We start from the raw sequence: 18,576 nt of genomic DNA, 5'->3' as shown, positions 1-18,576 counted from the left end.
GGCGTGTCGGGCAGAACACTCCACCCGGTTCCACTCGCCCTGTGCGCGGCTCCACTCGCCCTGTGCGTGGCTCCGGTCGTCAGGTGCGCGGGGCCCGCAGCGCGCGGTCCAGCAGCTCCTCGAACGCGCCCGCGACCTCGCGCGCGCCGGCGCCCGGCCACGCGTGCACCGGCTGCGCCGCGCCCTGGGCCTGCTGCAGCGCGGCGCGCTCCGGGACGAACGGGGTCAGCACCAGCGGTCCGTACAGCCCGCGGAGCTCGTCGAGCCGGAACGCCTGCTCCACGGACCGCGCCTTGACCCGGTTCACGACCACGCCCAGGGGCTGGAGCTGGCCCGCCGGACCGCGGCGGAGGTCGTCGATGGTCTTCATCGCGCGGCCGACCGCCGTGACCGAGAACAGCCCGGGCTCGGTCACGACGACCGCGCGGTCGCACGCCGTCAGCCCGGTGCGGGTCAGGCCGCCGAGCGACGGCGGGCAGTCGACCAGGACCAGGTCGTAGTCGTGCACCCACGCCAGCGCGAACCGCAGCCGGTCGACGTCCGTGTCCGCGCCGTCGTACGCGTCGTGCCGCGAGGACGCGGCCGAGCCGACCAGCACGTCCAGGCCGGCCTCGGCCCAGGCGCTGGGCGCGGTGGCGGCGGCGATCGACTCCGCCGTGGGGGAGTCGAGCACCCCGGCGACGTCGGCCTCGGCGCCGGCGGTGGCCAGCGCGAGCGTGCTGTCGCCCTGCGGGTCGAGGTCGACCACCAGCGTGCGGAGCCCGCGCTCCAGCGCGGCGGACGCCAGCCCGAGCGTCACCGATGTCTTCCCCACGCCGCCCTTGAGCGAGCACACTCCCAGCACCAGCACGGGGCACACGGTAACGGGCCGCCCGCCGTTCGCGGAATCACGTCCGCCCCGCCGGGCCGCCCCGGTCGACGTCGCGCCCACCTGGGGTGATGCTGGCCCCATGACCGACAGCACCCCCGCCCGCACGACCGAGATCACCCACTGGGGCCACGCCTGTGTCCGCCTGGAGCGCGACGGCAACCGCCTGGTGCTCGACCCGGGCTCGTTCAGCGACCCGACCGTCCTCGACGACGCCGACGCCGTGCTGATCACCCACGAGCACGTCGACCACGTGGACGTCGCGCGCCTCGCGGCCGCGCTCGGCGCCCGCACCGGGGTCGACGTGTGGGCGCCCGCGGGCGTGGTCGCGCAGCTCACCGAGGCCGGCGCGCCCGCGGACCGGGTGCACGCCGCGGCCGACGGGGACGCGTTCGACGCGGCCGGGTTCGCCGTCCGGGCGGTGGGCGAGTGGCACGCCGTGATCCACCCCGACGTGCCGCGCGCGCACAACGTCGCGTACCTGGTGGACGGGGCGCTGCTGCACCCGGGCGACTCGTTCACGCCGCCGCCCGCCGGGACCGCGGTCGACCTGCTGCTCGTGCCGGTCGCCGGGCCGTGGCTGAAGCTCGCCGAGGCGATCGACTACGTCCGGGCCGTGCGCCCGCGGGTGGCCGCGCCGATCCACGACGCGATCCTGTCGGACCCGGGCCGGGCGCTGGCCGACCGCCTGGTCGGCGGCATGGGCGGCGCGGGGGAGTACGTGCGCATCGCCGCCGGCGCCCCGTACACCTGGACCCCGGGCGCCTGACCGGCGCCCGGCTCAGGCCGGCGGGGCGGTCGAGCCGCGGCGGACCAGGGACGTCGGCAGCCGCACGTGCGGGTCCGGCGCCTCGCCGCCGTCGAGCAGTGCCGTGAGCAGCGCGATCGCGGCCGCCCCCATGCGCTGGATCGGCTGGTGCACCGTCGTGAGCGGCGGCTCCGTCTGCGCCGACTCCGGGATGTCGTCGAACCCGATCACGGACAGGTCGCGCGGCACGTGCAGCCCGAGCTCGCGGGCGACCTCGATCGTCGCGATCGCCGAGAGGTCGTTCGCCGCGAACACCGCGGTGGGTCGGTCCGGCAGGCTGAGCAGCGCGCGCACCGGCTCCCGCGTCGGCTCCTTGCGGTAGTCGCCCTCCCGGACGAGCACCTCGTCGACGGCGACCCCCGCGGCGGCCATCGCCCGCCGGAAGCCCTGCTCGCGCAGGCGCGACGACTCCAGGTCCGGCCTGCCCCCGACGAACGCGATCCGCCGGTGCCCGAGCCCCAGCAGGTGCTCCGTCCCGAGCACCGCGCCCGCGAGGTTGTCCGAGTCGACCGTGGGCAGGCCGGTCGGGCCGGTGTGCGGGTCGATCGCGACGACCGGCACCCCGGCGTCGGCCTCGACCACCGTCGGCGTCACCAGCACGGCCCCGTCGATCAGCGTGCCGCTGAGCCGCGACAGGTACCGCCGCTCCCAGCCGGCCCCGCGGCCGTGCAGGCCGCCGGTGTAGGCGAGCAGCTCGTACCCGGAGTCGGAGTCCGCGAGCGCCGTCGCCGCGCCCTTGAGGATCTCGGCGGAGAACGGCTCGAACTCCGCGACGAGGATGCCGAGCACGTGCGTGCGGTGCGACCGGAGGCTGCGCGCGACCAGGCTCGACTCGTAGCCGAGCCGGTCGATGACCTCCATGACCCGGGTCGAGGTCGCCTGCGCCACCCCGTACCGGCCGTTGATGACCTTCGACACCGTCGCGACGGAGACGCCCGCGTCCCGCGCCACGTCGGTGATGGTCACTCGCTGCCCCATGCCGGGGATCGTAGCCGCGCGCGGGGTGCGCCCAGGCGCGATCCCGGCCTCCGCCGGCGGACCGGGGTCAGCGGCGCCGGTCGGCGCCCGCGGCCACGTGCACCGCGGGGTCCATGGCGAGCCGCAGCGCGACGTCCAGCGGGAGGCGCGTGCGGGCCCGGCTGCGCCGCGCGAGGAGCGCCGCGCGCTGCCGGGCGCGCGCGTCGTCGAGGCGGTGCGGTCGGTCCTGGGCCATGCCCCCACCCTGCCCCGGGGCGCCCGCCCGCGGCATCGGCCCCGGGGTGGAGATCCGTGTACGCCGGACGGTGGACCCGGCCGACGGTCCCGGCGCGGACGGCGCGCCCGGTCGCGGCCCTGGTCGGCGCCCCGTACCGTCCCCGGCAGAGGGACACCGGGAAGGGGTGGGGCGGGCACATGTGGTTCCGACGACGGAGGACGACGCCGCCGAGCGGCGGGGACGCCGTGCGCGCGGCGGAGGTCGCCCGCGACGACGCCGGACGCGGACCGGGCGCCGGCGCGCTGTGGGCGGACGGCTTCGGCCGGATCGGCACCCGCTCCGTGCAGGTCCTGGCGCTGCTGGCCCTGGTCACCGTCGCGGTGTTCGCGATCACCCGGCTGACGCTCGTCGTGGTGCCGGTGCTCATCGCGCTCGTGCTGGCCTCCGCGATCCACCCGCTGGTGTCCTGGCTGCGCCGGCACCGGCTGCCGTCGATCGCGGCCACCTGGATCGCCCTCGTGCTGATCGTCGGCGTGCTCGGCGGCGTGATCACCGCGGTCGTCTACTCGGTGATCCACCAGTGGGACGACCTCGCGGACCAGGCGGTCGCCGGCTTCGGGGAGCTGCAGGACTCGCTCACCGGGCTGCCGATCCAGATCACCGACGACCAGATCGCCGACGCGCGCACCGCGGTGACCGACTTCCTCACGTCGAGCAGCTTCGGAGCGGGCGCCATCGCGGGCGTGTCCGCCACGGCGAACTTCCTCACCGGGTTCGTGCTGATGGTCGTCGTGCTGTTCTTCTTCCTCAAGGACGGCCCGACCATCTGGGAGTTCCTGCTCCGGCCCTTCGAGGGCGAGCGCTACCGGCGCGGGCAGCGCGTCGGCGGGCGCGTGGTGCAGACCATGGGCGGCTACGTGCGCGGTACGGCCATCGTCGCCGCGGTCGACGCGATCGGCATCGGCATCGGCCTGGTGATCATGGGCGTCCCGCTCGCGATCCCGCTGTCGGTGCTCGTGTTCCTGCTGGCGTTCATCCCGCTCGTGGGCGCGACCCTGGCCGGCGCGCTGGCCGCGCTCGTGACGCTGGTGGCGCTCGGGCCGGTCGAGGCGCTGATCGTGGTCGGCATCGTGATCCTGGTGAACCAGCTGGAGGGCAACTTCCTGCAGCCGGTCGTCATGGCCCGGTCGCTGGCGCTGCACCCGCTGGTCATCCTGGTCGCCCTGACCATCGGCACCGTGCTCGCGGGCATCACCGGCGCGGTGCTGGCCGTGCCGATCGCCGCGTCGATCTGGGGCGCGATCCAGGTGTGGAACGGCCCCCACGAGCCGGCGCGGCCGGCGCAGCAGAAGCGCCGCGAGGTCACCGAGGGCCGCTGACGGGCCCGGGGCCGCGGGTCAGGCCTGGGTGCGCCAGACCGAGACGTGGGAGGTGCTCTCCGCGGTGAACGGCGCCTCCGTGAAGTCCGCCCAGCGCTCCGTCAGGCGCATGCCCGCGATCCGCGCCATCAGGTCGAGCTCCGCCGGCCAGACGTACCGGTGCGGCGACCGTCCGGTGCTCACCGACCCGTCGGGCTCGACCGTGTAGTGGTGCGACACCAGTCGCTGCTCGGCCACGTCGTACCGGTCGAACCCGAGGTGCGCGTCGCTCACGTCGAACGGCAGCGCCACCTCGCCCGGCGGGAGCCGGCGCAGCTGCGGCACGAACACCTCGCACACGAACGCCCCGCCGGGCTCCAGGTGCCGGGCGGCGTTCTCGAAGCACGCGACCTGGGCGTCCTGGGTCATCAGGTTCGTGATCCCGTTGAACACGAGGTACACGAGCCGGAACCGCCCGGGCGCCGTCGCCGTCGTCATGTCGCCGATCGTCACCGGCACCCGCTCCGCCCCGGGCTTGGCGGCGAGCCGGGCGGCCATCGGCTCGGACAGCTCGATCCCGGCGACGGGGACCCCGCGGTCGGCGAGCGCCAGCGCGACGCGCCCGGTGCCGACCGCGAGCTCCAGCGCACGCCCGCCGTCGGCGCGCGCCGCCAGGAAGTCCACCGTCGGCCCCAGCACGTCGGGGGCGAACATGGCGGCGCTCGACTCGTCGTAGCGCGCGGCGACCCGCTCGGTCCAGATGTCCTCGTCCGTCACGCCGTCGAGGCTCCCACCGGCGCGACGTGGCGGGCCAGGGAATAGCGGACCGGCGCGCGGCCGTGTTGAGTAGGACGCGTCAGCCGACGACGACGCCGGGAGGAGCCCCGCATGGACGTGCACCAGCTCGCGCAGGAGCAGATCGACCTCGCCCACCAGGACCCGCACGGCCGGAGCGCCCAGATCGTGGTGCACGACGGCCCGCTCCGGCAGACCGTCATCGCGCTGCGCACCGGCACCCGGCTCGCCGAGCACAACTCGCCGCCCGCGGGCAGCATCCTCGTGCTCCGCGGCACGGTGGCCGTGTCCAGCGCCGAGCGGGTGGACACGCTGCCGACCGGCTTCCTGGCGACGCTCACGCACGACCGGCACGGCGTCGAGGCGCTGAGCGACGCGGCGATCCTGCTGACCACCGTCACGGGGACGGGGGAGCCCTCGCACGGCTGACGCGCGCGGCGCGCGGCGCAGCTCACGTTGTGGGGGCGTCCCGCCGCTGGCTACGGTCGGGAGGGCGTGCAGCGAGGCGCGCCCGACCCCAGGAGGCCCGCCGTGACGATCCGGCCCGACGACCCGGCGACCACGCAGGACGAGCCGCCACCGGGCCCGACGCTCGGCGACCGTCTCGCGCGCCTCCGCTGGACCCCGGGGCGGGTGGCGTGGCTCGGGGCGTCGGTGGTCGTGCTCGGGGCGCTGTTCGACCTGGCGCTGCTGCGGATCTACACCAGCTCGGGCGTCCGGGTCGCGCAGTGGCTCGCGACCCTGCTGAGCCACCTCTCGACGACGCTGACGGTGCTCGGCCCGGCTCTGCTGGCCGTCGCCCTCGGCGCGGCGCTGCTCCGGGCCCGGCCGCCCGCCGACGCCGGGCCGGGGACGGCGGCGCCCGGCGGAAACCCGTCGCGCGACCTTGGCGCCCGTCCGTAGCGTGGCGCGCGTGCCCGACCCGATCTTCGCCGACCCGCGCCTCGCCCCGCTCTACGACGTCTTCGACGACGACCGCTCCGACCTCGACCTGTACCGGGCCGTCGCGCGCGAGGTCGGGGCGCGCCGGGTCCTCGACGTCGGCTGCGGCACCGGCACGCTCGCGCTGCTGCTCGCAGGCGACGGCCTGGACGTCGTCGGCGTGGACCCGGCGGGGGCGTCGCTCGACGTCGCCCGCGCGAAGCCCGGCGCCGATCGCGTCAGCTGGGTGCACGGGGACGCCACGACGCTGCCGCCGCTGGCGGTCGACCTGGCCACGATGACCGGGAACGTCGCCCAGGTGTTCCTGGCCGACGACGACTGGTCCGCCACCCTGCGCGGCATCCGGGACGCGCTCGTCCCGGGCGGCCACCTGGTCCTGGAGACCCGCCGGCCGGAGGCCCGGGCGTGGGAGACCTGGGCCGCGGGTGACGGCGGGGGCGCACGGGACGTGCCCGGCGTGGGACGGGTCGTCGAGGAGTTCGCCGTGACCGAGGTCGCGCTCCCGCTGGTGTCGTTCCGCTCGGTGTTCCGTTTCCCGGACGGCCGCGAGGTCGCGTCGTCGTCGACGCTGCGGTTCCGGTCGCTGGACGGGGTGCGCGCGTCGCTGGCAGCGGCGGGCCTGGACGTCGTCGCCGTGCGGGACGCGCCGGACCGGCCCGGTCTGGAGCACGTCGTCCTGGCCCGGCGCCCGCCGGCCTGAGGGAGGATCGCGCGCCGCGGGTCGTCAGCCGCGGGCCTCGTGGAGCACGCCGTAGGCCCGGGCCGCCGTGGCGAGCCGGGCGTCGAACGTCGCGAGCGTCAGGTCGAGTCCGACCGCGGTCGCCAGCACGCAGACGTCGGGCATCTTGAGACGCGTGTCCGCGCGGAGCCGGGCGAGCAGCACGGGTTCGTCGTCGCCGAGAGCCGCGGTCCGGACGCCGAGCCCGCGGAGGTCGTCGTGCATCTCGCGCTCCCGGTGCACGCGGGCGGGCCCGACCAGGACCTCCGCGAGCGTGAGGGGATGCACGACCAGCGGCTCGTGCGCCTCCGCGAGGAGGGCGACGGCGCGCTCGTGGTGCGCGTCCGCGGGCTCGAGGAACCCGATGAGCACGCCGGCGTCGAGGACGATCACGCGTCCCAGTCCTGGCGAAGGTCGTCGAGGTAGCCCGCTCCGTACGTGCCCGCGTACTTCTGCGAGACGGCGTGGACCCGCCGGCGCCGCTCGGCGTCGTCCGACCGCTGGTCCTGCTCGATGGCCCGCGCGCCCTCCTCGATGAGGTGCGCGAGCAACGCACCCGGGCGCTGGCCCGGCCACCTCCGGCGCGCGACGTCGAGGGCGTGCTGCACCGAGGCGGTGTGCGTGACCTGGGTCCGGGGGAGCGCGGTCGGCATGGGCACAGTGTACCTCCGCCTTCGCAGGTGGTACACCCGGTCGCGTGTGCTCAGCCCCTGAGCGGACGTACGGCGTCCGTGTCGATCCGCGGGTTCCCCGTTCGACTCCTGGGTGAGAGGGTCCGGACGAGGACCCGGCACCAGGGAGGCACGACCGTGAAGTACATGCTGATCATGCGCTCGTCGGGGGAGGCGGCGCCCGCCGGCGACGCGAGCTCGTACGAGGACTCGATCGAGACCATGAGCCGGTACAACGAGGAGCTGGTCGCGGCCGGCGTGCTCGTGGCGATGGAGGGGCTGTCCGACGACCCGACGGAGAGCGTCGTCGTCGACTACGCGCAGACCCCGCCGGTCGCCACGGACGGCCCGTACGGGGAGGTGAAGGAGCTGTTCGGCGGCTACTGGATCCTGGACGTCGGATCGCAGGCCGAGGCGGTCGAGTGGGCGAAGCGCGCGCCGCTCACCTTCCCGGCCGCCAAGGTGGAGATCCGGCGGATCGCGAGCATCGACGAGTTCCCCCAGGACAACCCGTGGATCCAGCGGGAGCGGGCGTGGCGCGAGGCGACGGGTCAGCTCTGAGCCCGGACGCGCCGGGGGAGGGCCGCGCCGCGGTCGAGGCGGTCTGGCGGACGAGCGCCGCCCGGATCGTGGCGACCCTGGCGCGGTCCACCGGCGACCTCGCCCTGGCGGAGGACGTGGCGCAGGAGGCGCTGGCCGAGGCGCTGGTCGCCTGGCCGCGGGACGGCGTGCCCGTGAACCCCGCCGGCTGGCTCGTGACCTCGGGGCGGCGGCGCGCCGTGGACGCGTTCCGGCGGCGTGCGGCGCTCGACGACCGGTACGCCGCGCTCGCGCGGGACGCGGGGCGGGGCGACGGGCCGGCCGGCGACGCCGACCTGCTGCACGACCCGGACGCGGTCGGTGACGACGTCCTCGCCCTCATGTTCGTCGCCTGCCACCCGGTGCTCTCGCGCGAGGCGCAGGTGGCGCTGACCCTCCGGGTCGTCGGCGGCCTGACCACCGAGGAGATCGGGCGCGCGTTCCTGGTGCCGACCGCGACCGTGCAGGCGCGCATCACCCGCGCCAAGAAGACGCTCACCGCCGCCCGGGTCCCGTTCGCGGTGCCGTCGGGGCCGGAGCGCCGCGAGCGTCTGGCGTCGGTCCTCGCGGTGGTGTACCTCGTGTTCACCGAGGGCTCGACGGCCACCTCCGGGGACGACCTGCTGCGGCCCGACCTCGCGCGGGAGGGCGTCCGGCTGGCGCGGGTGCTCGCGCACCTGACGCCCGACGAGCCGGAGGTGCTGGGTCTGCTCGCGCTCCTGGAGCTCACCGCAGCGCGGTTCCCCGCGCGGGTGGCCGACGACGGCTCGGTGGTGCTGCTCGAGGACCAGGACCGGCGTCGGTGGGACCGGGCGGCGATCCGCCGGGGCCGGGCCGCGCTGGCGGCGGCGGGCCGGGCGGGGAACGGGCTGGGCGCGTACGGGCTGCAGGCGGCGATCGCGGAGTGCCACGCGGTCGCGCCCTCGGTCGCGGCGACGGACTGGGAGCGCGTCGTGCTGCTCTACGACGCGCTCGGCCGGCTCGCGCCCTCGCCGGTCGTCGACCTGAACCGGGCGGTGGCCGTCGCGATGGCGCACGGCCCGGCGGCGGGGCTCGCGCTCGTCGAGCGGCTGGCGGACTCCGGTGCGCTCGCCGGGTCGCACCTGCTGCCCTCGGTGCGCGGGGAGCTGCTCCGGCGGCTCGGCCGGGACGCCGAGGCGCGCGACGACCTCGCCCGCGCGGCGGCGCTGTGCCCGAACCCGCGGGAGCGCCGGGTGCTGCAGGACAAGATCGCGGCCCTGCCGGCCGGGTGAGACCACCGCGCCGGCCCTGTACACGGGCGTCGCCGCGCTGGCAGGCTCGGGCCGAAGACCACCCGACCCGGACGGGGGAGCCGTGCCCGACGACGACCGGACCGACACGCGGACGCTCGGCGAGCGTCCCGGCACCAACGACGCCCCGCTCGGCCCGTCGTTCCGCGACGCGCCGCCCCGCACGCCGAGGTCGGCTGCGGCGGTCCTGGCCGAGGCGGTCCCGTTCCTGCTGCTCGCCGCGGTGGTCGTGCTCGTGGTGGCCGGCCGGTGACCGGCCCGGAGCGGGTGCTCGGCATCGGCGGCTACTTCCTGCGGGCGCGGGACCCCGAGGCCCTGACGGTCTGGTACCGGGACCTGCTCGGGATCGAGGACGACGCCCACGGCCTGTGGCACCAGGAGGCCGGCCCGACGGTGTTCGCGGCGTTCGACCCGGACACCGACTACTTCGGGTCGCCGCAGCAGCAGACGATGCTGAACTTCCGGGTCCGCGACCTCGACGCGATGCTCGAGCAGCTCCGGGAGCGGGGCGCCGACGTCGCGACGGAGACGCAGGACATGGAGGGGGTCGGGCGGTTCGGCTGGGTCACCGACCCGGAGGGGAACCGGGTCGAGCTCTGGCAACCGGCCTGACGGCGGCGGGGATCAGCCGCTGACGCGGAGCTCGGCCTGCGCGCCGCGCACCAGCAGCAAGAGCTCGCCGTCGTCCAGGCCCGCCGCGCGGGCGCGCGCGACCAGGGCGCGCACGTCGGTCAGCAGGTCGGCGCGGTCGGCGGTGGGGTCCGGACCCGACCGCGGCAGACGTGGCACGTCCCCGGCCACGACGGTCCCGGTCCGCCGGCGGGCGTGCACGACACCGGCGGCCTCCAGCTCCCGGTACGCGCGCTGCACGGTCCCGACCGCGACGCCGAGGTCCCGTGCGAGGTCGCGGGAGGCGGGCAGCCGATCGCCCGGCCCGAGTGCGCCCACGGCCACGAGCGCCGCGAGCTGGGAGCGGATCTGCTCGTAGACGGGGGTCGCGGCCGTCAGGTCGACGCGGAGCTCGGTCACGCGGCGATCCCGGCGAGCGGACGCGGACGCGGGACGTGGCGCGCAGCCACCGCGGTGCCGGCGACGACCATCGAGCCGATCAGGACCGCGGTGCCACCCAGTGCCGAGAGGGCCGCGGCCACAGGCGTGCGCTGCAGCGCCAGGGCGGCGAACAGCATGGTGAGACCCACGCCCGCCCCTGCCCAGAGCTGCGCTCCCGCGAGCAGGCGTGCGGCGGCGAGCCGGCGGACCGCGTCGTCGTGCTCGGTCGTGACGAGCGGGAGCGGCGGACGCCGGGTCAGCACGCGCAGGGCGAGCAGCGTCGCGACCGCCACCGCGGCGAGCCCGACGAGGATCGGGCCGCCGTAGTACCAGCCCGGGTAGGGCCCGCGGGCTCCCCACGTGACCGGGCCGCCGTCCCCCATGACGGTGTGCGCGACCCGCTGGCCGTCGGGCGTCGCGGTCGCGCCGTAGAGCAGGACCGCGAGGACGCCGGTGCCGAGCGTGGCTGCCAGGACGGCCAGCCGCCAGCCGCCGGTGCTCACCGGCGTGCGCCTCGTGAGCGGGGCCGTCCGCACCGTGCCGCGCGGCCGGGGCCACGTGCGCTCGCCCACCGCCCGGACGAGGCAGAGCGCGACGGCCCCGACGTAGGGCGCGGTGGCGGCGCCCAGCGCGTAGCCCGCGCCGCGCTGGCCGCCCGCCGGCGAGAGCGGCAGCGACGGCAGCATGAGGAAGGCGACCGTGGCACCCGCGCTGGCGAGCGCGGCGACGACCGAGACGAACGTCTCGTGCCGTCGCGCGGCGAGCGCGACGGACGGCGCCGCGGAGTCGGGGCCGGCTCGTCGCGTGACGACGACGTGCACGGCGAGCACCACCGCTCCGGTGAGCACGGCGAGCAGGACGAGGAGCACCAGCGCGGCCACGAGACCTCCAATGAGTCGTTGACGTGGTTCATTGAAGCAGTGGGCCTATCCCGCGTCCAGCACCCCGCGTCGGGGTGGCGCCGGGTGAACCCCGCCGCGCAGGGGGTGAAACCCCTGGTCGGAGCGCCCGGGGAGCGCATCCCGGGGGAGTCCGCCCCGTACCGTCGACCCCCCGGGCCGGCCGCCGCCGCCCCGTCCGCGCGCGAGGTCCGAGAGGGGAGCCGCGATGGATGCCGAGCCCGCGGCCCCGCCGGTCGACGACCCGCGCTGGCGGGACGCCCTGCGGTCCGTCCTCGACGAACCCGCCGCGCACGCCTTGCACGCGCAGCCGATCGTGGACCTCACCACGGGATCCGTCGCCGGCTACGAGCTGCTGTCCCGGTTCGACGGCCCGTGGCGCGCGACCCCGGACGTCTGGTTCGCGGCCGCGCAGCGCTGGGGGGCGAACCCGGCGCTGCAGGCGCGCGTGCTGGAGCGGGCCGTCGCCACGCGGGCCGATCTGCCGCCCAACACGTTCCTCACCGTCAACGTCGACCCCCACCTGCTCGCCGACGACCTCGTCGCGGGCGCCCTGCTCCGGCACGGCGACCTGTCCCGCGTCGTCCTGGAGCTCACGGAGCACACCCGGGTCGACGAGGCCGGCCACGCCATGGCGGTGCTCGGCCGGGCCAGGTCCGCGGGTGCGCTCGTCGCCATGGACGACGCCGGGACCGGTTACGCGGGCCTCGAGCTGCTCCTCGCCCTGCGCCCCGACATCGTCAAGCTCGACCGCGCCCTGGTGACCGGCATCGACACCGATCCGGTGAAGCGGGCGCTCGCCGAGGTGTTCGGCGACCTGGTCGGCCGGATGGACGGGTGGATCCTCGCCGAGGGGGTCGAGACGCGCGGCGAGCTGGAGGCCCTGATCGGCCTCGGCGTGCCGCTGGGGCAGGGCTGGGCACTCGGCCGCCCGCAGCCGCAGATGCTCGCGACGCTGCCCGACGAGGACGCCGCGCACATCCGCGCGACCGCCTCGCGGGTGTCGCTCACCGGCAACGTGGCGAGCCTCGTGCGCCCGGCCCGGGCCGGGGCGGACCGCGACCGGGACGACGTGCTGCTCGCGGACAGCGGTCTGGTCGCCGGGGTGCGTGACGGGTCGGGGGCGTGGGTGCCCGCCATGACGGTCGCCCCCAGCGCGTCGCTCGCGGAGGTGGCGCGGCGGGCGATGCTCCGCCCCGAGCCCCGACGGTGGGACCCGCTGGTGTGCACCGCGGCCAACGGCGAGGTCCTCGGGACCGTGCCGATCGACATCCTGCTGCTCGCGCTCTGCGACTCATCAGGGACCTGATCCACGCCGATAGACGAGGGACCCCGCCGGGGCCCGAGACCAGGAAGAGGACACCACCATGAAGGCATTCCGCTGCGGGGACGTCGTCCCGGGCTGCGCCCGCGCGTTCACCGGCACCGAGGACGAGATCCTCGCCCAGGTGGCCCAGCACGCCCAGCAGGACCACGGCCTCACGGAGGTCCCCGCCGAGCTCGTCGCGCAGGTCCGCGGGGCGATGGTCCCGGCCTGACGCACGCCGTGCGCACCGGAGGCCGGTCCTGCCGCCTGGCGGGGCCGGCCCCCGTCGTCCTGGACGTGGGGGCGTCAGCGCACCCGTTCGACGCGGTCCGGCGGGCGTCGCCGCCACCGCGCGGGACGGCGGCCCGGCGCCCCGATCACCCCGGACCCCGGCAGCGTCCACCGGCTCGCCACGACGTCGCCCGCGGGGTCGAGCCAGTCGGCCCGCTCGACCGGTGCGGCGAGCGCCGTCGCGAGCCACCGCGCCGTGAGGTCCGCGAGCTCCCCGGGGGTGGCGGGCAGGCCGAAGAGCTCCAGCGCCCCGGCGGGGCCGCCGTCGAGGAGGTGGCTGCCGCCCCACCCGCCCTCGACGCCCGTCCCGCGCGGCCCCGACGTCCAGAACCCGACCTGGAGGTTGACGTGCCGAGGCGGGAGAGCGGGGACGTCCACCTGGAGGTGCAGCGGACGCAGGACGGTCCGGACGCGGGTGCCCGACGGGTCGAGGCCCGCCGACTCCCACACCTCGTGGCGCTCCCGCAGCGCCGCGAGGAACCTCGCCTCGTCGGGGGACCGCGGGGCGTCGCCGTCGAACCAGGTCGCGGGGTCGGCCATGCGAGGCACGCTAGCGGGGCGCGGGCTGCTGCGCCCTGGTCGTCACCCCGCGTCGGCGGCGGGCGCACCCGAGGAGCGGCGGTAGCGCTCGTAGACCACGCGCGACCCGAACGTCCGCGTCTCCACGAGCTCCAGGTGGAGCGGTTCCGCCACGGGCGGCAGGAACGGCGTCCCGCCCCCGACCACCAGCGGGTTCCGGAACGCCCGCACCTCGTCCAGCAGGCCGAGCGCGATCGCCTGCGCCGCCAGGTCCGCCCCGCCGACGGACACGTCCCGGTCCGAGCACGCGAGCGCGGCGGCGACCTCCTCGGCCACCGACCCCCTCGCGAGCCGCGCGTTGCCCTCGACCCGGTCGAGCGTGCGGCTGAACACCACCTTGGGCAGGGCGGCCCACACGTCGGCGAACGCGTCGCCCAGCGTCGTGCTCCGCATCAGCGGGTCGGTCTCCCAGGGCAGCATCGTCTCGTAGAGCTGCCGGCCGCACAGGTACGCGCCGAGCTCGCCGACCTGCGCCAGGCTGAACCGGAACTGGTCCTCGGACGGCGCGCTCCACGCGAACCCGCCGGTGCGGTCGGTGACGAAGCCGTCCAGCGTGACGCTCATCGAGTAGATCAGCACGCGCCGAGCCTAGGTCCGGTCCTCCCGGCGCAGCGGCTGCCCACCGCGCCGACCCCGGTCGGCGAGCCCGTCGATCGCGCGCCGGGTGAGCTCCATCTCGACGTCACCCCCGTGCCCCTCGGACTCGACGACGTGCAGCTCGCTGCCGGGCCACGCCCGGTGCAGCCGCCACGGCGTGATCGCGGGACCGCTGATGTCGCGCCGGCCGTGGACGAGCACGCACGGGACGCCGGCGAGCCGGTGCGCACGGGCCAGCACCGCCTCGTCGCCCGCCAGGAAGCAGTCGTGGGCCCAGAAGTGCGTCACGAGCGTCGCGAAGTTGGCGCGCTCCCGAAGGTCGTCGTGCAGCGGGCCCGGCGTCCAGCCCGGGTCGAGCGACACGTGCGTCGACTCCCAGGCGTCCCACGCGTCGGCGGCGGCCACCCGCACGTCCGGGTCGGGGTCGCGGAGCCGGCGCGCGTAGTGCTCGACGACGCGCACGCCGTCGGGGACGTCGGCGGCGAACCGGTGCCAGGCCTCGGGGAAGACGCGGCCCACTCCCTCGGTGATCCAGTCGATCTCGTCGCGCCCGCCGGTGGTCACGGCGGTGAGCACGAGCGCGGTGACGCGGTCCCGGTGCGCGAGGGCGTACGCCAGGGCGAGCGTGGACCCCCACGACACGCCGTGCACCAGCCACGCGTCGATCCCGAGGTGCTCGCGGAGCGCCTCGACGTCCTCGACGAGCGTGCCGGTGGTGATCTCGTCCAGGTGGTCGAGGTCGTCGACCGCCCACGGGGTGCTGCGGCCGCAGCCGCGCTGGTCCAGGCCCACGACGCGGTAGCGCGACGGGTCGAACCGGCGTCGGTACGCACCACGCCCGAGCCCGCTGCCCGGTCCGCCGTGCAGGTACAGCGCGGGGAGGCCCGCCCGGGTGCCGGACTCCTCCCAGTACAGCCGGACGCCGCCGGGGCGGTCGAGCCAGCCGGAGTCGGACGGTTCCGTGGGCGGGTGCACCCTCGACACGGTACGAGCACCGGGCGGTTCGTGGCGTCGACGCGCGCCGGGTCTTGTCGTAGCGCGGGCCGGCGGCGGACCCTGGAGCAGCACGTGGTCCCTGGGAGGTCGGTGCGATGGGCGCACGGCTGTTCGCGTACGTGAGCTACCCCGACGGGCCCGCGGCGCTGGACTGGCTCGCCGCCGTCGGCTTCGTCGAGGTCCGCCGCCAGGACGACGCCACGGGCGCCGTGGTGCACGCCGAGCTCCGGCTCGGCGACGCCGTCGTGATGGTGGCGAGCGACGACGCCGCCTACCAGCGGCCGCCGCTCGTGGGCAGGTCGACGGGCAGCGGGGTCTACCTGCTGGTCGAGGAGCCGGCTGCGGTGGACGCGTTCACGGAGCGCGCACGCGCCGCCGGCGCCCGGGTGGTCGTCGAGCCCGAGGACACGCCGTGGGGGAGCCGCCGGGCGCGCGTGCTCGACCCGCAGGGACGCGAGTGGACCCTCGGCACGTACGAGCCCGGAGCCGCGTGGTGAGTGCTGCGGGAGTCAGCCGGCGTCGGCCGTGACCCGGCGGCTCGGCTCGGCGTCCGCGGCAATGGCCGGGGCCGGGGCGGCGTCCCAGCGGAACCGCTCGACGTGCCCGCGCGTCACCGGGACGCGGGCGGCGACGGCGAGGACGGCGACGCCCGCGGCTCCGCCGACGACGTTCCACAGGAGGTCGTTCACGTCGGCCACGTGGCCGCTGCCCAGGAGGTGGGTCGAGAGCAGCTGGACGACCTCGATCACGAGGCTCACACCCGCGGCCGCGACCACAGGGCGCCACCACGACGACCGCTCGAGGACCAGTGCCAGCAGGATCCCGAGCGGCACGAAGACCGCCACGTTCATCAGGGCATCGGCGACCTCGTAGTCGGCGAACGGGACCAGCACCGCCTGGCTGGTCCACGACGCGTCGCCCACCGGCTTGTCCAGGTAGATCGGGAAGACCGTGTTCGCCACGACTCCGGCGAGGTAGACGCAGAGCGCCAGCGCGACGAGCGCGCGCGGTGCGGTGAGCCGTCCGCGACGGCGCAGCGACCCGAGCAGCGCGGCGAGCGCAGCGGCGGCCAGGGGGAGGACGACGGGGAGGACGGGGACCTGGCGGAACACGGGCGCTGCTCTTCCTGCTCGGCGGACGGGCGCGGTCGGCGGGACCGGCCCCTCGCCACCGTGGCACGGCGCGTGGCCCGCCGCGTCCACCCGGGGTCGGACGGCGCGGTGACCAGCACGGTCGCGGGTCCCACCCCGGGTGGACGCCGGGGCGCGCCTCGGCAGGCAGGCTGCTCCGGTGCCCTTCACGCTCGCCCACCCCGCCGCCGTCCTCCCGCTCGCCCGGCGGCCGCTCGTCCCGGCCGCGCTCGTCGCCGGCGCACTGGCACCCGACGTGCCGTACTTCCTGCCCCTGCCGCGGTCGGCGGGGTCCTGGTACGAGCCGTTCGTGAACGCGACGACGACGCACGCGTGGCCGGGCGCGCTCACGGTGGCCGTCCCCTCCGCCGCGCTGCTGCTCGGGCTGTGGTGGCTGGTGCGCGCGCCGCTGCGGGCGCTGGTCGCGACCGGTCCGGGGGAGCCGGAGGAGCGGCGCGGGGCAGGTGCTCCGCGCGGAGCCGCCTCGGGATCCATCTCGCGCACCGCCGCCTGGCTGGTCGTGTCCCTGGTCCTCGGCGTCCTCACGCACGTGGTCTGGGACGCGTTCACCCACGGCGACGGGGCCCTGGTGCAGCGAGTGGCCTGGTTGCGCGAGCCGCTCGTCTCCGGGGTTACCGCCGCGCGCGTGCTGCAGCACCTCAGCACGGCCGCCGGGCTTCTGGTGCTCGCGCTCTGGGCGGGGCGACGGCTCCTCGCGTGGCGGCGCGCCGGCGGTCGCCCGGCGCTCGGACGCCTCCAGGTCGTCGGAGTCGGCGCCGTCGTCGCGGCCGGGATCGGGGGCGTCGTCGTCGGTGTCCTCGGTGCGACGGGGTCGGGCGTCGAGGCCGTCCTGTCCGCGGCGGCGAAGGACGGGGGCACCGCTCTCGTCCTGGCCGTGCTCGTGGCGGCCGCGGCGTGGTGGCTGGGCCGCGTCGCGCGGGCGAGGACGGCGCGGCCGGCCGGCGCGCGCTAGCGTCGGCGGGAGATCCCGTCGCCGACCCGGAGAGCCACCATGACGCCCACGCACCTTCCCCGGATCGCGGTCGTCGGCCCGGGGGCGATCGGGACGTCGGTCGCCGCCCTGCTCCACGAGGCCGGCCGGACCCCGGTGCTCGCCGGGCGCCGGGCACGCGCCGGGCTCCGGCTGCACTCCGACCGCGGCACGGTCGACGTCCCGGGTCCCGTGCTGACCGACCCCGACGCGATCCGGGAGCCGGTCGACGTCGTGCTCCTCGCGGTGAAGACCACCCAGACCGTGGCGGCCGCGCCGTGGCTGCGCGCGCTGTGCGGGCCGGGCACCGTCGTGTGCGTGCTCCAGAACGGCGTCCAGCAGCGCGAGGACGTCGCGCCCCTCGTCCCGGGCCACGAGGTCGTCCCGGCGGTCGTCTGGTTCCCGGCGGTGCACGGCGACGACGGGTCCGTCCGGCTCCTCGCCGACCCGCGCCTCACGGTCCCGGAGTCGCCCGGGTCCGCGGCGGTCGTCGCGGCCCTGCGGGGGAGCCGGTGCGCGGTCGACGTCTCCGCGGACTTCACGACCCAGGCCTGGCGCAAGCTCCTGCAGAACGCGGCGGCCGGGCTCATGGCGCTGACGGGCCGGCGGTCGGGGGTGTTCCGGCGCGAGGACCTCGGAGCGCTGGCGCTCGCGTACCTCACCGAGTGCCTGGAGGTCGCGCGGGCCGAGGGCGCGCACCTGCCGGACGACGAGCCCCAGCGGCTCCTCGACGCGTTCCGCGCGGCGCCGGCGGACCGGGGGACCTCGATCCTCGCCGACCGAGAGGCCGGGCGACCGCTCGAGTGGGACGTCCGGAACGACGTCGTCCGGCGCCGCGGCCGGACCCACGGCATCTCCACGCCGATCAGCGACGTCCTCGTGCCGCTGCTCGCGGCGACGAGCGACGGTCCGGGCTGAACCCGCCAGGGCGGCGCAGGGCGACCTACCCTGGGCGCGTGAACCAGGCGCTCGACGACGGTCCGTTCTTCCACGGCACCAAGGCCGACCTCCGCGTCGGCGACCTGCTGACCGCGGGATTCCGCTCGAACTACCGGCCCGAGATCACGATGAACCACGTGTACTTCACCGCTCTCGTCGGCGGCGCCGGCCTGGCCGCGGAGCTGGCGGCGGGGGAGTCGGAGCCGCGGGTCTACGAGGTCGAGCCCACCGGTCCGTACGAGGACGACCCCAACGTCACCGACAAGAAGTTCCCCGGCAACCCCACCCGGTCGTACCGCAGCGGTGCGCCGCTCCGCGTGGTGCGCGAGGTCACGGACTGGCCGCGGCTCAGCCCCGAGGACCTGGCGTCCTGGCGCGAGCGGATCGCCGCGTTGGCGGCCGACGAGCGGGGCGAGATCATCAACTGAGGTCCGGGGCACGCTGCACGGACCGCAGACGGGTCGGATCACCGGAGGCGCCCGCGGCCGGCTGCTAGGGCCGTGGCGTGCTCGGCGGCGGCTCGTCACGCGGGTGCCGAGTCGTCCACAGGTGCGGTGGTCGTGCGTCGTCCCCAGGGCGTGGTCCGGTCGCCG

The 18,576-nt window shown here is 76.6% G+C and carries 27 protein-coding genes; 15 read left to right on the top strand and 12 right to left on the bottom strand.

Translation table 11 applies throughout. The annotated features are described in order from the left end of the window. Positions 1-79: 79 nt before the first annotated feature. The gene (locus tag J5O08_RS02340; RefSeq protein WP_218705213.1) at positions 80-850 is read right to left on the bottom strand and encodes a ParA family protein; all 771 of its coding nucleotides are present in this window, start codon (positions 848-850) and stop codon (positions 80-82) included. 100 nt (positions 851-950) lie between these two features. Between J5O08_RS02340 and J5O08_RS02335 the strand changes: the two genes are divergently transcribed. After that, positions 951-1,637: an MBL fold metallo-hydrolase gene (locus tag J5O08_RS02335; RefSeq protein WP_218705212.1), complete on the top strand. Its 687-nt coding sequence runs from the start codon at positions 951-953 to the stop codon at positions 1,635-1,637. Between the two features lie 12 nt (positions 1,638-1,649). Here the strand turns inward: J5O08_RS02335 and J5O08_RS02330 are convergent, their stop codons facing one another. Together J5O08_RS02330 and J5O08_RS02325 are read right to left on the bottom strand one after the other, a co-directional pair. Beyond that, positions 1,650-2,654 carry a LacI family DNA-binding transcriptional regulator gene (locus J5O08_RS02330; protein ID WP_218705211.1) on the bottom strand — a complete coding sequence of 335 codons (1,005 nt, stop codon included), beginning with the start codon at positions 2,652-2,654 and terminating at the stop codon, positions 1,650-1,652. Positions 2,655-2,721: 67 nt separating this feature from the next. Continuing rightward, positions 2,722-2,889, bottom strand: coding sequence for a hypothetical protein (locus J5O08_RS02325; protein WP_218705210.1), 168 nt, complete (start codon positions 2,887-2,889; stop codon positions 2,722-2,724). 227 nt (positions 2,890-3,116) lie between these two features. On the opposite strand from J5O08_RS02325, the gene J5O08_RS02320 reads away from it, so the two are divergent. Continuing rightward, a complete protein-coding gene (locus J5O08_RS02320) occupies positions 3,117-4,250 on the top strand; it encodes an AI-2E family transporter (RefSeq protein WP_308281272.1) in 1,134 nt (377 codons plus the stop codon). Between the two features lie 18 nt (positions 4,251-4,268). On the opposite strand, the gene J5O08_RS02315 is transcribed toward J5O08_RS02320, so the two are convergent. Then, positions 4,269-5,006: a class I SAM-dependent methyltransferase gene (locus J5O08_RS02315; protein ID WP_308281271.1), complete on the bottom strand. Its 738-nt coding sequence runs from the start codon at positions 5,004-5,006 to the stop codon at positions 4,269-4,271. Positions 5,007-5,117: 111 nt separating this feature from the next. On the opposite strand from J5O08_RS02315, the gene J5O08_RS02310 reads away from it, so the two are divergent. The 3 genes from J5O08_RS02310 to J5O08_RS02300 all read left to right on the top strand — a co-directional run bounded on the left by J5O08_RS02310 (position 5,118) and on the right by J5O08_RS02300 (position 6,666). Next, positions 5,118-5,453, top strand: coding sequence for a cupin (locus J5O08_RS02310; protein ID WP_218705208.1), 336 nt, complete (start codon positions 5,118-5,120; stop codon positions 5,451-5,453). A gap of 102 nt (positions 5,454-5,555) precedes the next feature. After that, positions 5,556-5,927, top strand: a complete 372-nt coding sequence (locus tag J5O08_RS02305) for a hypothetical protein (protein WP_218705207.1) — start codon at positions 5,556-5,558, stop codon at positions 5,925-5,927. Between the two features lie 10 nt (positions 5,928-5,937). Then, on the top strand, positions 5,938-6,666 hold the full coding sequence (locus J5O08_RS02300) for a class I SAM-dependent methyltransferase (RefSeq protein ID WP_218705206.1): 729 nt from the start codon (positions 5,938-5,940) through the stop codon (positions 6,664-6,666). Positions 6,667-6,690: 24 nt separating this feature from the next. On the opposite strand, the gene J5O08_RS02295 is transcribed toward J5O08_RS02300, so the two are convergent. Both J5O08_RS02295 and J5O08_RS02290 read right to left on the bottom strand, forming a co-directional pair. Next, positions 6,691-7,077, bottom strand: coding sequence for a PIN domain-containing protein (locus J5O08_RS02295; RefSeq protein WP_218705205.1), 387 nt, complete (start codon positions 7,075-7,077; stop codon positions 6,691-6,693). Beyond that, positions 7,074-7,337 carry a hypothetical protein gene (locus J5O08_RS02290; RefSeq protein ID WP_218705204.1) on the bottom strand — a complete coding sequence of 88 codons (264 nt, stop codon included), beginning with the start codon at positions 7,335-7,337 and terminating at the stop codon, positions 7,074-7,076. The genes J5O08_RS02295 and J5O08_RS02290 overlap by 4 nt, the downstream gene beginning before the upstream one ends. A gap of 156 nt (positions 7,338-7,493) precedes the next feature. Here J5O08_RS02290 and J5O08_RS02285 point away from each other — a divergent pair, with 156 nt between their 5' ends. From J5O08_RS02285 to J5O08_RS02270, 4 genes are all read left to right on the top strand, one after another. Further along, a complete protein-coding gene (locus tag J5O08_RS02285) occupies positions 7,494-7,916 on the top strand; it encodes a YciI family protein (protein ID WP_308281270.1) in 423 nt (140 codons plus the stop codon). Then, positions 7,889-9,187, top strand: a complete 1,299-nt coding sequence (locus J5O08_RS02280) for a DUF6596 domain-containing protein (RefSeq protein WP_308281269.1) — start codon at positions 7,889-7,891, stop codon at positions 9,185-9,187. Before J5O08_RS02285 ends, J5O08_RS02280 begins: the two co-directional genes overlap by 28 nt. Before the next feature lie 82 nt (positions 9,188-9,269). Next, positions 9,270-9,458, top strand: coding sequence for a hypothetical protein (locus tag J5O08_RS02275; RefSeq protein WP_218705203.1), 189 nt, complete (start codon positions 9,270-9,272; stop codon positions 9,456-9,458). Then, on the top strand, positions 9,455-9,817 hold the full coding sequence (locus tag J5O08_RS02270) for a VOC family protein (protein ID WP_308281268.1): 363 nt from the start codon (positions 9,455-9,457) through the stop codon (positions 9,815-9,817). The genes J5O08_RS02275 and J5O08_RS02270 overlap by 4 nt, the downstream gene beginning before the upstream one ends. A 12-nt stretch (positions 9,818-9,829) precedes the next feature. Here J5O08_RS02270 and J5O08_RS02265 read toward each other — a convergent pair whose 3' ends face one another. Continuing rightward, on the bottom strand, positions 9,830-10,234 hold the full coding sequence (locus tag J5O08_RS02265; protein ID WP_218705202.1) for a GntR family transcriptional regulator: 405 nt from the start codon (positions 10,232-10,234) through the stop codon (positions 9,830-9,832). Next, complete coding sequence (locus tag J5O08_RS02260; RefSeq protein ID WP_218705201.1) at positions 10,231-11,136, bottom strand: hypothetical protein; 906 nt, start codon at positions 11,134-11,136, stop codon at positions 10,231-10,233. The genes J5O08_RS02265 and J5O08_RS02260 overlap by 4 nt, the downstream gene beginning before the upstream one ends. Before the next feature lie 226 nt (positions 11,137-11,362). Between J5O08_RS02260 and J5O08_RS02255 the strand changes: the two genes are divergently transcribed. Further along, positions 11,363-12,463, top strand: coding sequence for an EAL domain-containing protein (locus J5O08_RS02255; protein ID WP_218705200.1), 1,101 nt, complete (start codon positions 11,363-11,365; stop codon positions 12,461-12,463). A gap of 58 nt (positions 12,464-12,521) precedes the next feature. Continuing rightward, positions 12,522-12,692, top strand: a complete 171-nt coding sequence (locus J5O08_RS02250; RefSeq protein WP_217615678.1) for a DUF1059 domain-containing protein — start codon at positions 12,522-12,524, stop codon at positions 12,690-12,692. Positions 12,693-12,766: 74 nt separating this feature from the next. Here the strand turns inward: J5O08_RS02250 and J5O08_RS02245 are convergent, their stop codons facing one another. From J5O08_RS02245 to J5O08_RS02235, 3 genes are read right to left on the bottom strand one after another with little or no spacing between them, the layout of a single operon-like run. Beyond that, a complete protein-coding gene (locus J5O08_RS02245) occupies positions 12,767-13,291 on the bottom strand; it encodes a hypothetical protein (RefSeq protein ID WP_218705199.1) in 525 nt (174 codons plus the stop codon). Between the two features lie 42 nt (positions 13,292-13,333). Continuing rightward, positions 13,334-13,909: a dihydrofolate reductase family protein gene (locus tag J5O08_RS02240; RefSeq protein ID WP_308281266.1), complete on the bottom strand. Its 576-nt coding sequence runs from the start codon at positions 13,907-13,909 to the stop codon at positions 13,334-13,336. A gap of 9 nt (positions 13,910-13,918) precedes the next feature. Further along, positions 13,919-14,902: an alpha/beta fold hydrolase gene (locus tag J5O08_RS02235; RefSeq protein WP_308281264.1), complete on the bottom strand. Its 984-nt coding sequence runs from the start codon at positions 14,900-14,902 to the stop codon at positions 13,919-13,921. Between the two features lie 116 nt (positions 14,903-15,018). Between J5O08_RS02235 and J5O08_RS02230 the strand changes: the two genes are divergently transcribed. After that, positions 15,019-15,420: a VOC family protein gene (locus J5O08_RS02230; RefSeq protein ID WP_218705197.1), complete on the top strand. Its 402-nt coding sequence runs from the start codon at positions 15,019-15,021 to the stop codon at positions 15,418-15,420. A 12-nt stretch (positions 15,421-15,432) separates the two neighbouring features. On the opposite strand, the gene J5O08_RS02225 is transcribed toward J5O08_RS02230, so the two are convergent. Then, positions 15,433-16,035 (bottom strand): VanZ family protein, encoded by a 603-nt coding sequence (locus tag J5O08_RS02225; protein WP_218705196.1) that lies wholly within the window; start codon positions 16,033-16,035, stop codon positions 15,433-15,435. 178 nt (positions 16,036-16,213) lie between these two features. Here J5O08_RS02225 and J5O08_RS02220 point away from each other — a divergent pair, with 178 nt between their 5' ends. From J5O08_RS02220 to arr, 3 genes are read left to right on the top strand one after another with little or no spacing between them, the layout of a single operon-like run. Next, entirely contained in the window at positions 16,214-17,026 is an 813-nt protein-coding gene (locus J5O08_RS02220) for a DUF4184 family protein (RefSeq protein WP_218705195.1), read from the top strand. 39 nt (positions 17,027-17,065) lie between these two features. Continuing rightward, a complete protein-coding gene (locus J5O08_RS02215; protein WP_218705193.1) occupies positions 17,066-17,962 on the top strand; it encodes an oxidoreductase in 897 nt (298 codons plus the stop codon). A 38-nt stretch (positions 17,963-18,000) separates the two neighbouring features. Further along, positions 18,001-18,411, top strand: a complete 411-nt coding sequence (arr, locus tag J5O08_RS02210) for an NAD(+)--rifampin ADP-ribosyltransferase (protein ID WP_218705191.1) — start codon at positions 18,001-18,003, stop codon at positions 18,409-18,411. Positions 18,412-18,576 lie beyond the last annotated feature (165 nt).

It is taken from the genome of Cellulomonas sp. PS-H5 (genome assembly GCF_019265565.1).
Taxonomy (GTDB): domain Bacteria; phylum Actinomycetota; class Actinomycetes; order Actinomycetales; family Cellulomonadaceae; genus Cellulomonas.
This window is presented reverse-complemented; position numbering and strand designations above follow the sequence as displayed.

Coding starts and splice junctions, on each gene's coding strand:
- J5O08_RS02335 (WP_218705212.1), top strand. CDS start 951: ATGACCGACAGCACCCCCGCCCGCACGACCGAGATCACCCACTGGGGC.
- J5O08_RS02330 (WP_218705211.1), bottom strand. CDS start 2,654: ATGGGGCAGCGAGTGACCATCACCGACGTGGCGCGGGACGCGGGCGTC.
- J5O08_RS02325 (WP_218705210.1), bottom strand. CDS start 2,889: ATGGCCCAGGACCGACCGCACCGCCTCGACGACGCGCGCGCCCGGCAG.
- J5O08_RS02310 (WP_218705208.1), top strand. CDS start 5,118: ATGGACGTGCACCAGCTCGCGCAGGAGCAGATCGACCTCGCCCACCAG.
- J5O08_RS02290 (WP_218705204.1), bottom strand. CDS start 7,337: ATGCCGACCGCGCTCCCCCGGACCCAGGTCACGCACACCGCCTCGGTG.
- J5O08_RS02255 (WP_218705200.1), top strand. CDS start 11,363: ATGGATGCCGAGCCCGCGGCCCCGCCGGTCGACGACCCGCGCTGGCGG.
- J5O08_RS02250 (WP_217615678.1), top strand. CDS start 12,522: ATGAAGGCATTCCGCTGCGGGGACGTCGTCCCGGGCTGCGCCCGCGCG.
- J5O08_RS02245 (WP_218705199.1), bottom strand. CDS start 13,291: ATGGCCGACCCCGCGACCTGGTTCGACGGCGACGCCCCGCGGTCCCCC.
- J5O08_RS02230 (WP_218705197.1), top strand. CDS start 15,019: ATGGGCGCACGGCTGTTCGCGTACGTGAGCTACCCCGACGGGCCCGCG.
- J5O08_RS02215 (WP_218705193.1), top strand. CDS start 17,066: ATGACGCCCACGCACCTTCCCCGGATCGCGGTCGTCGGCCCGGGGGCG.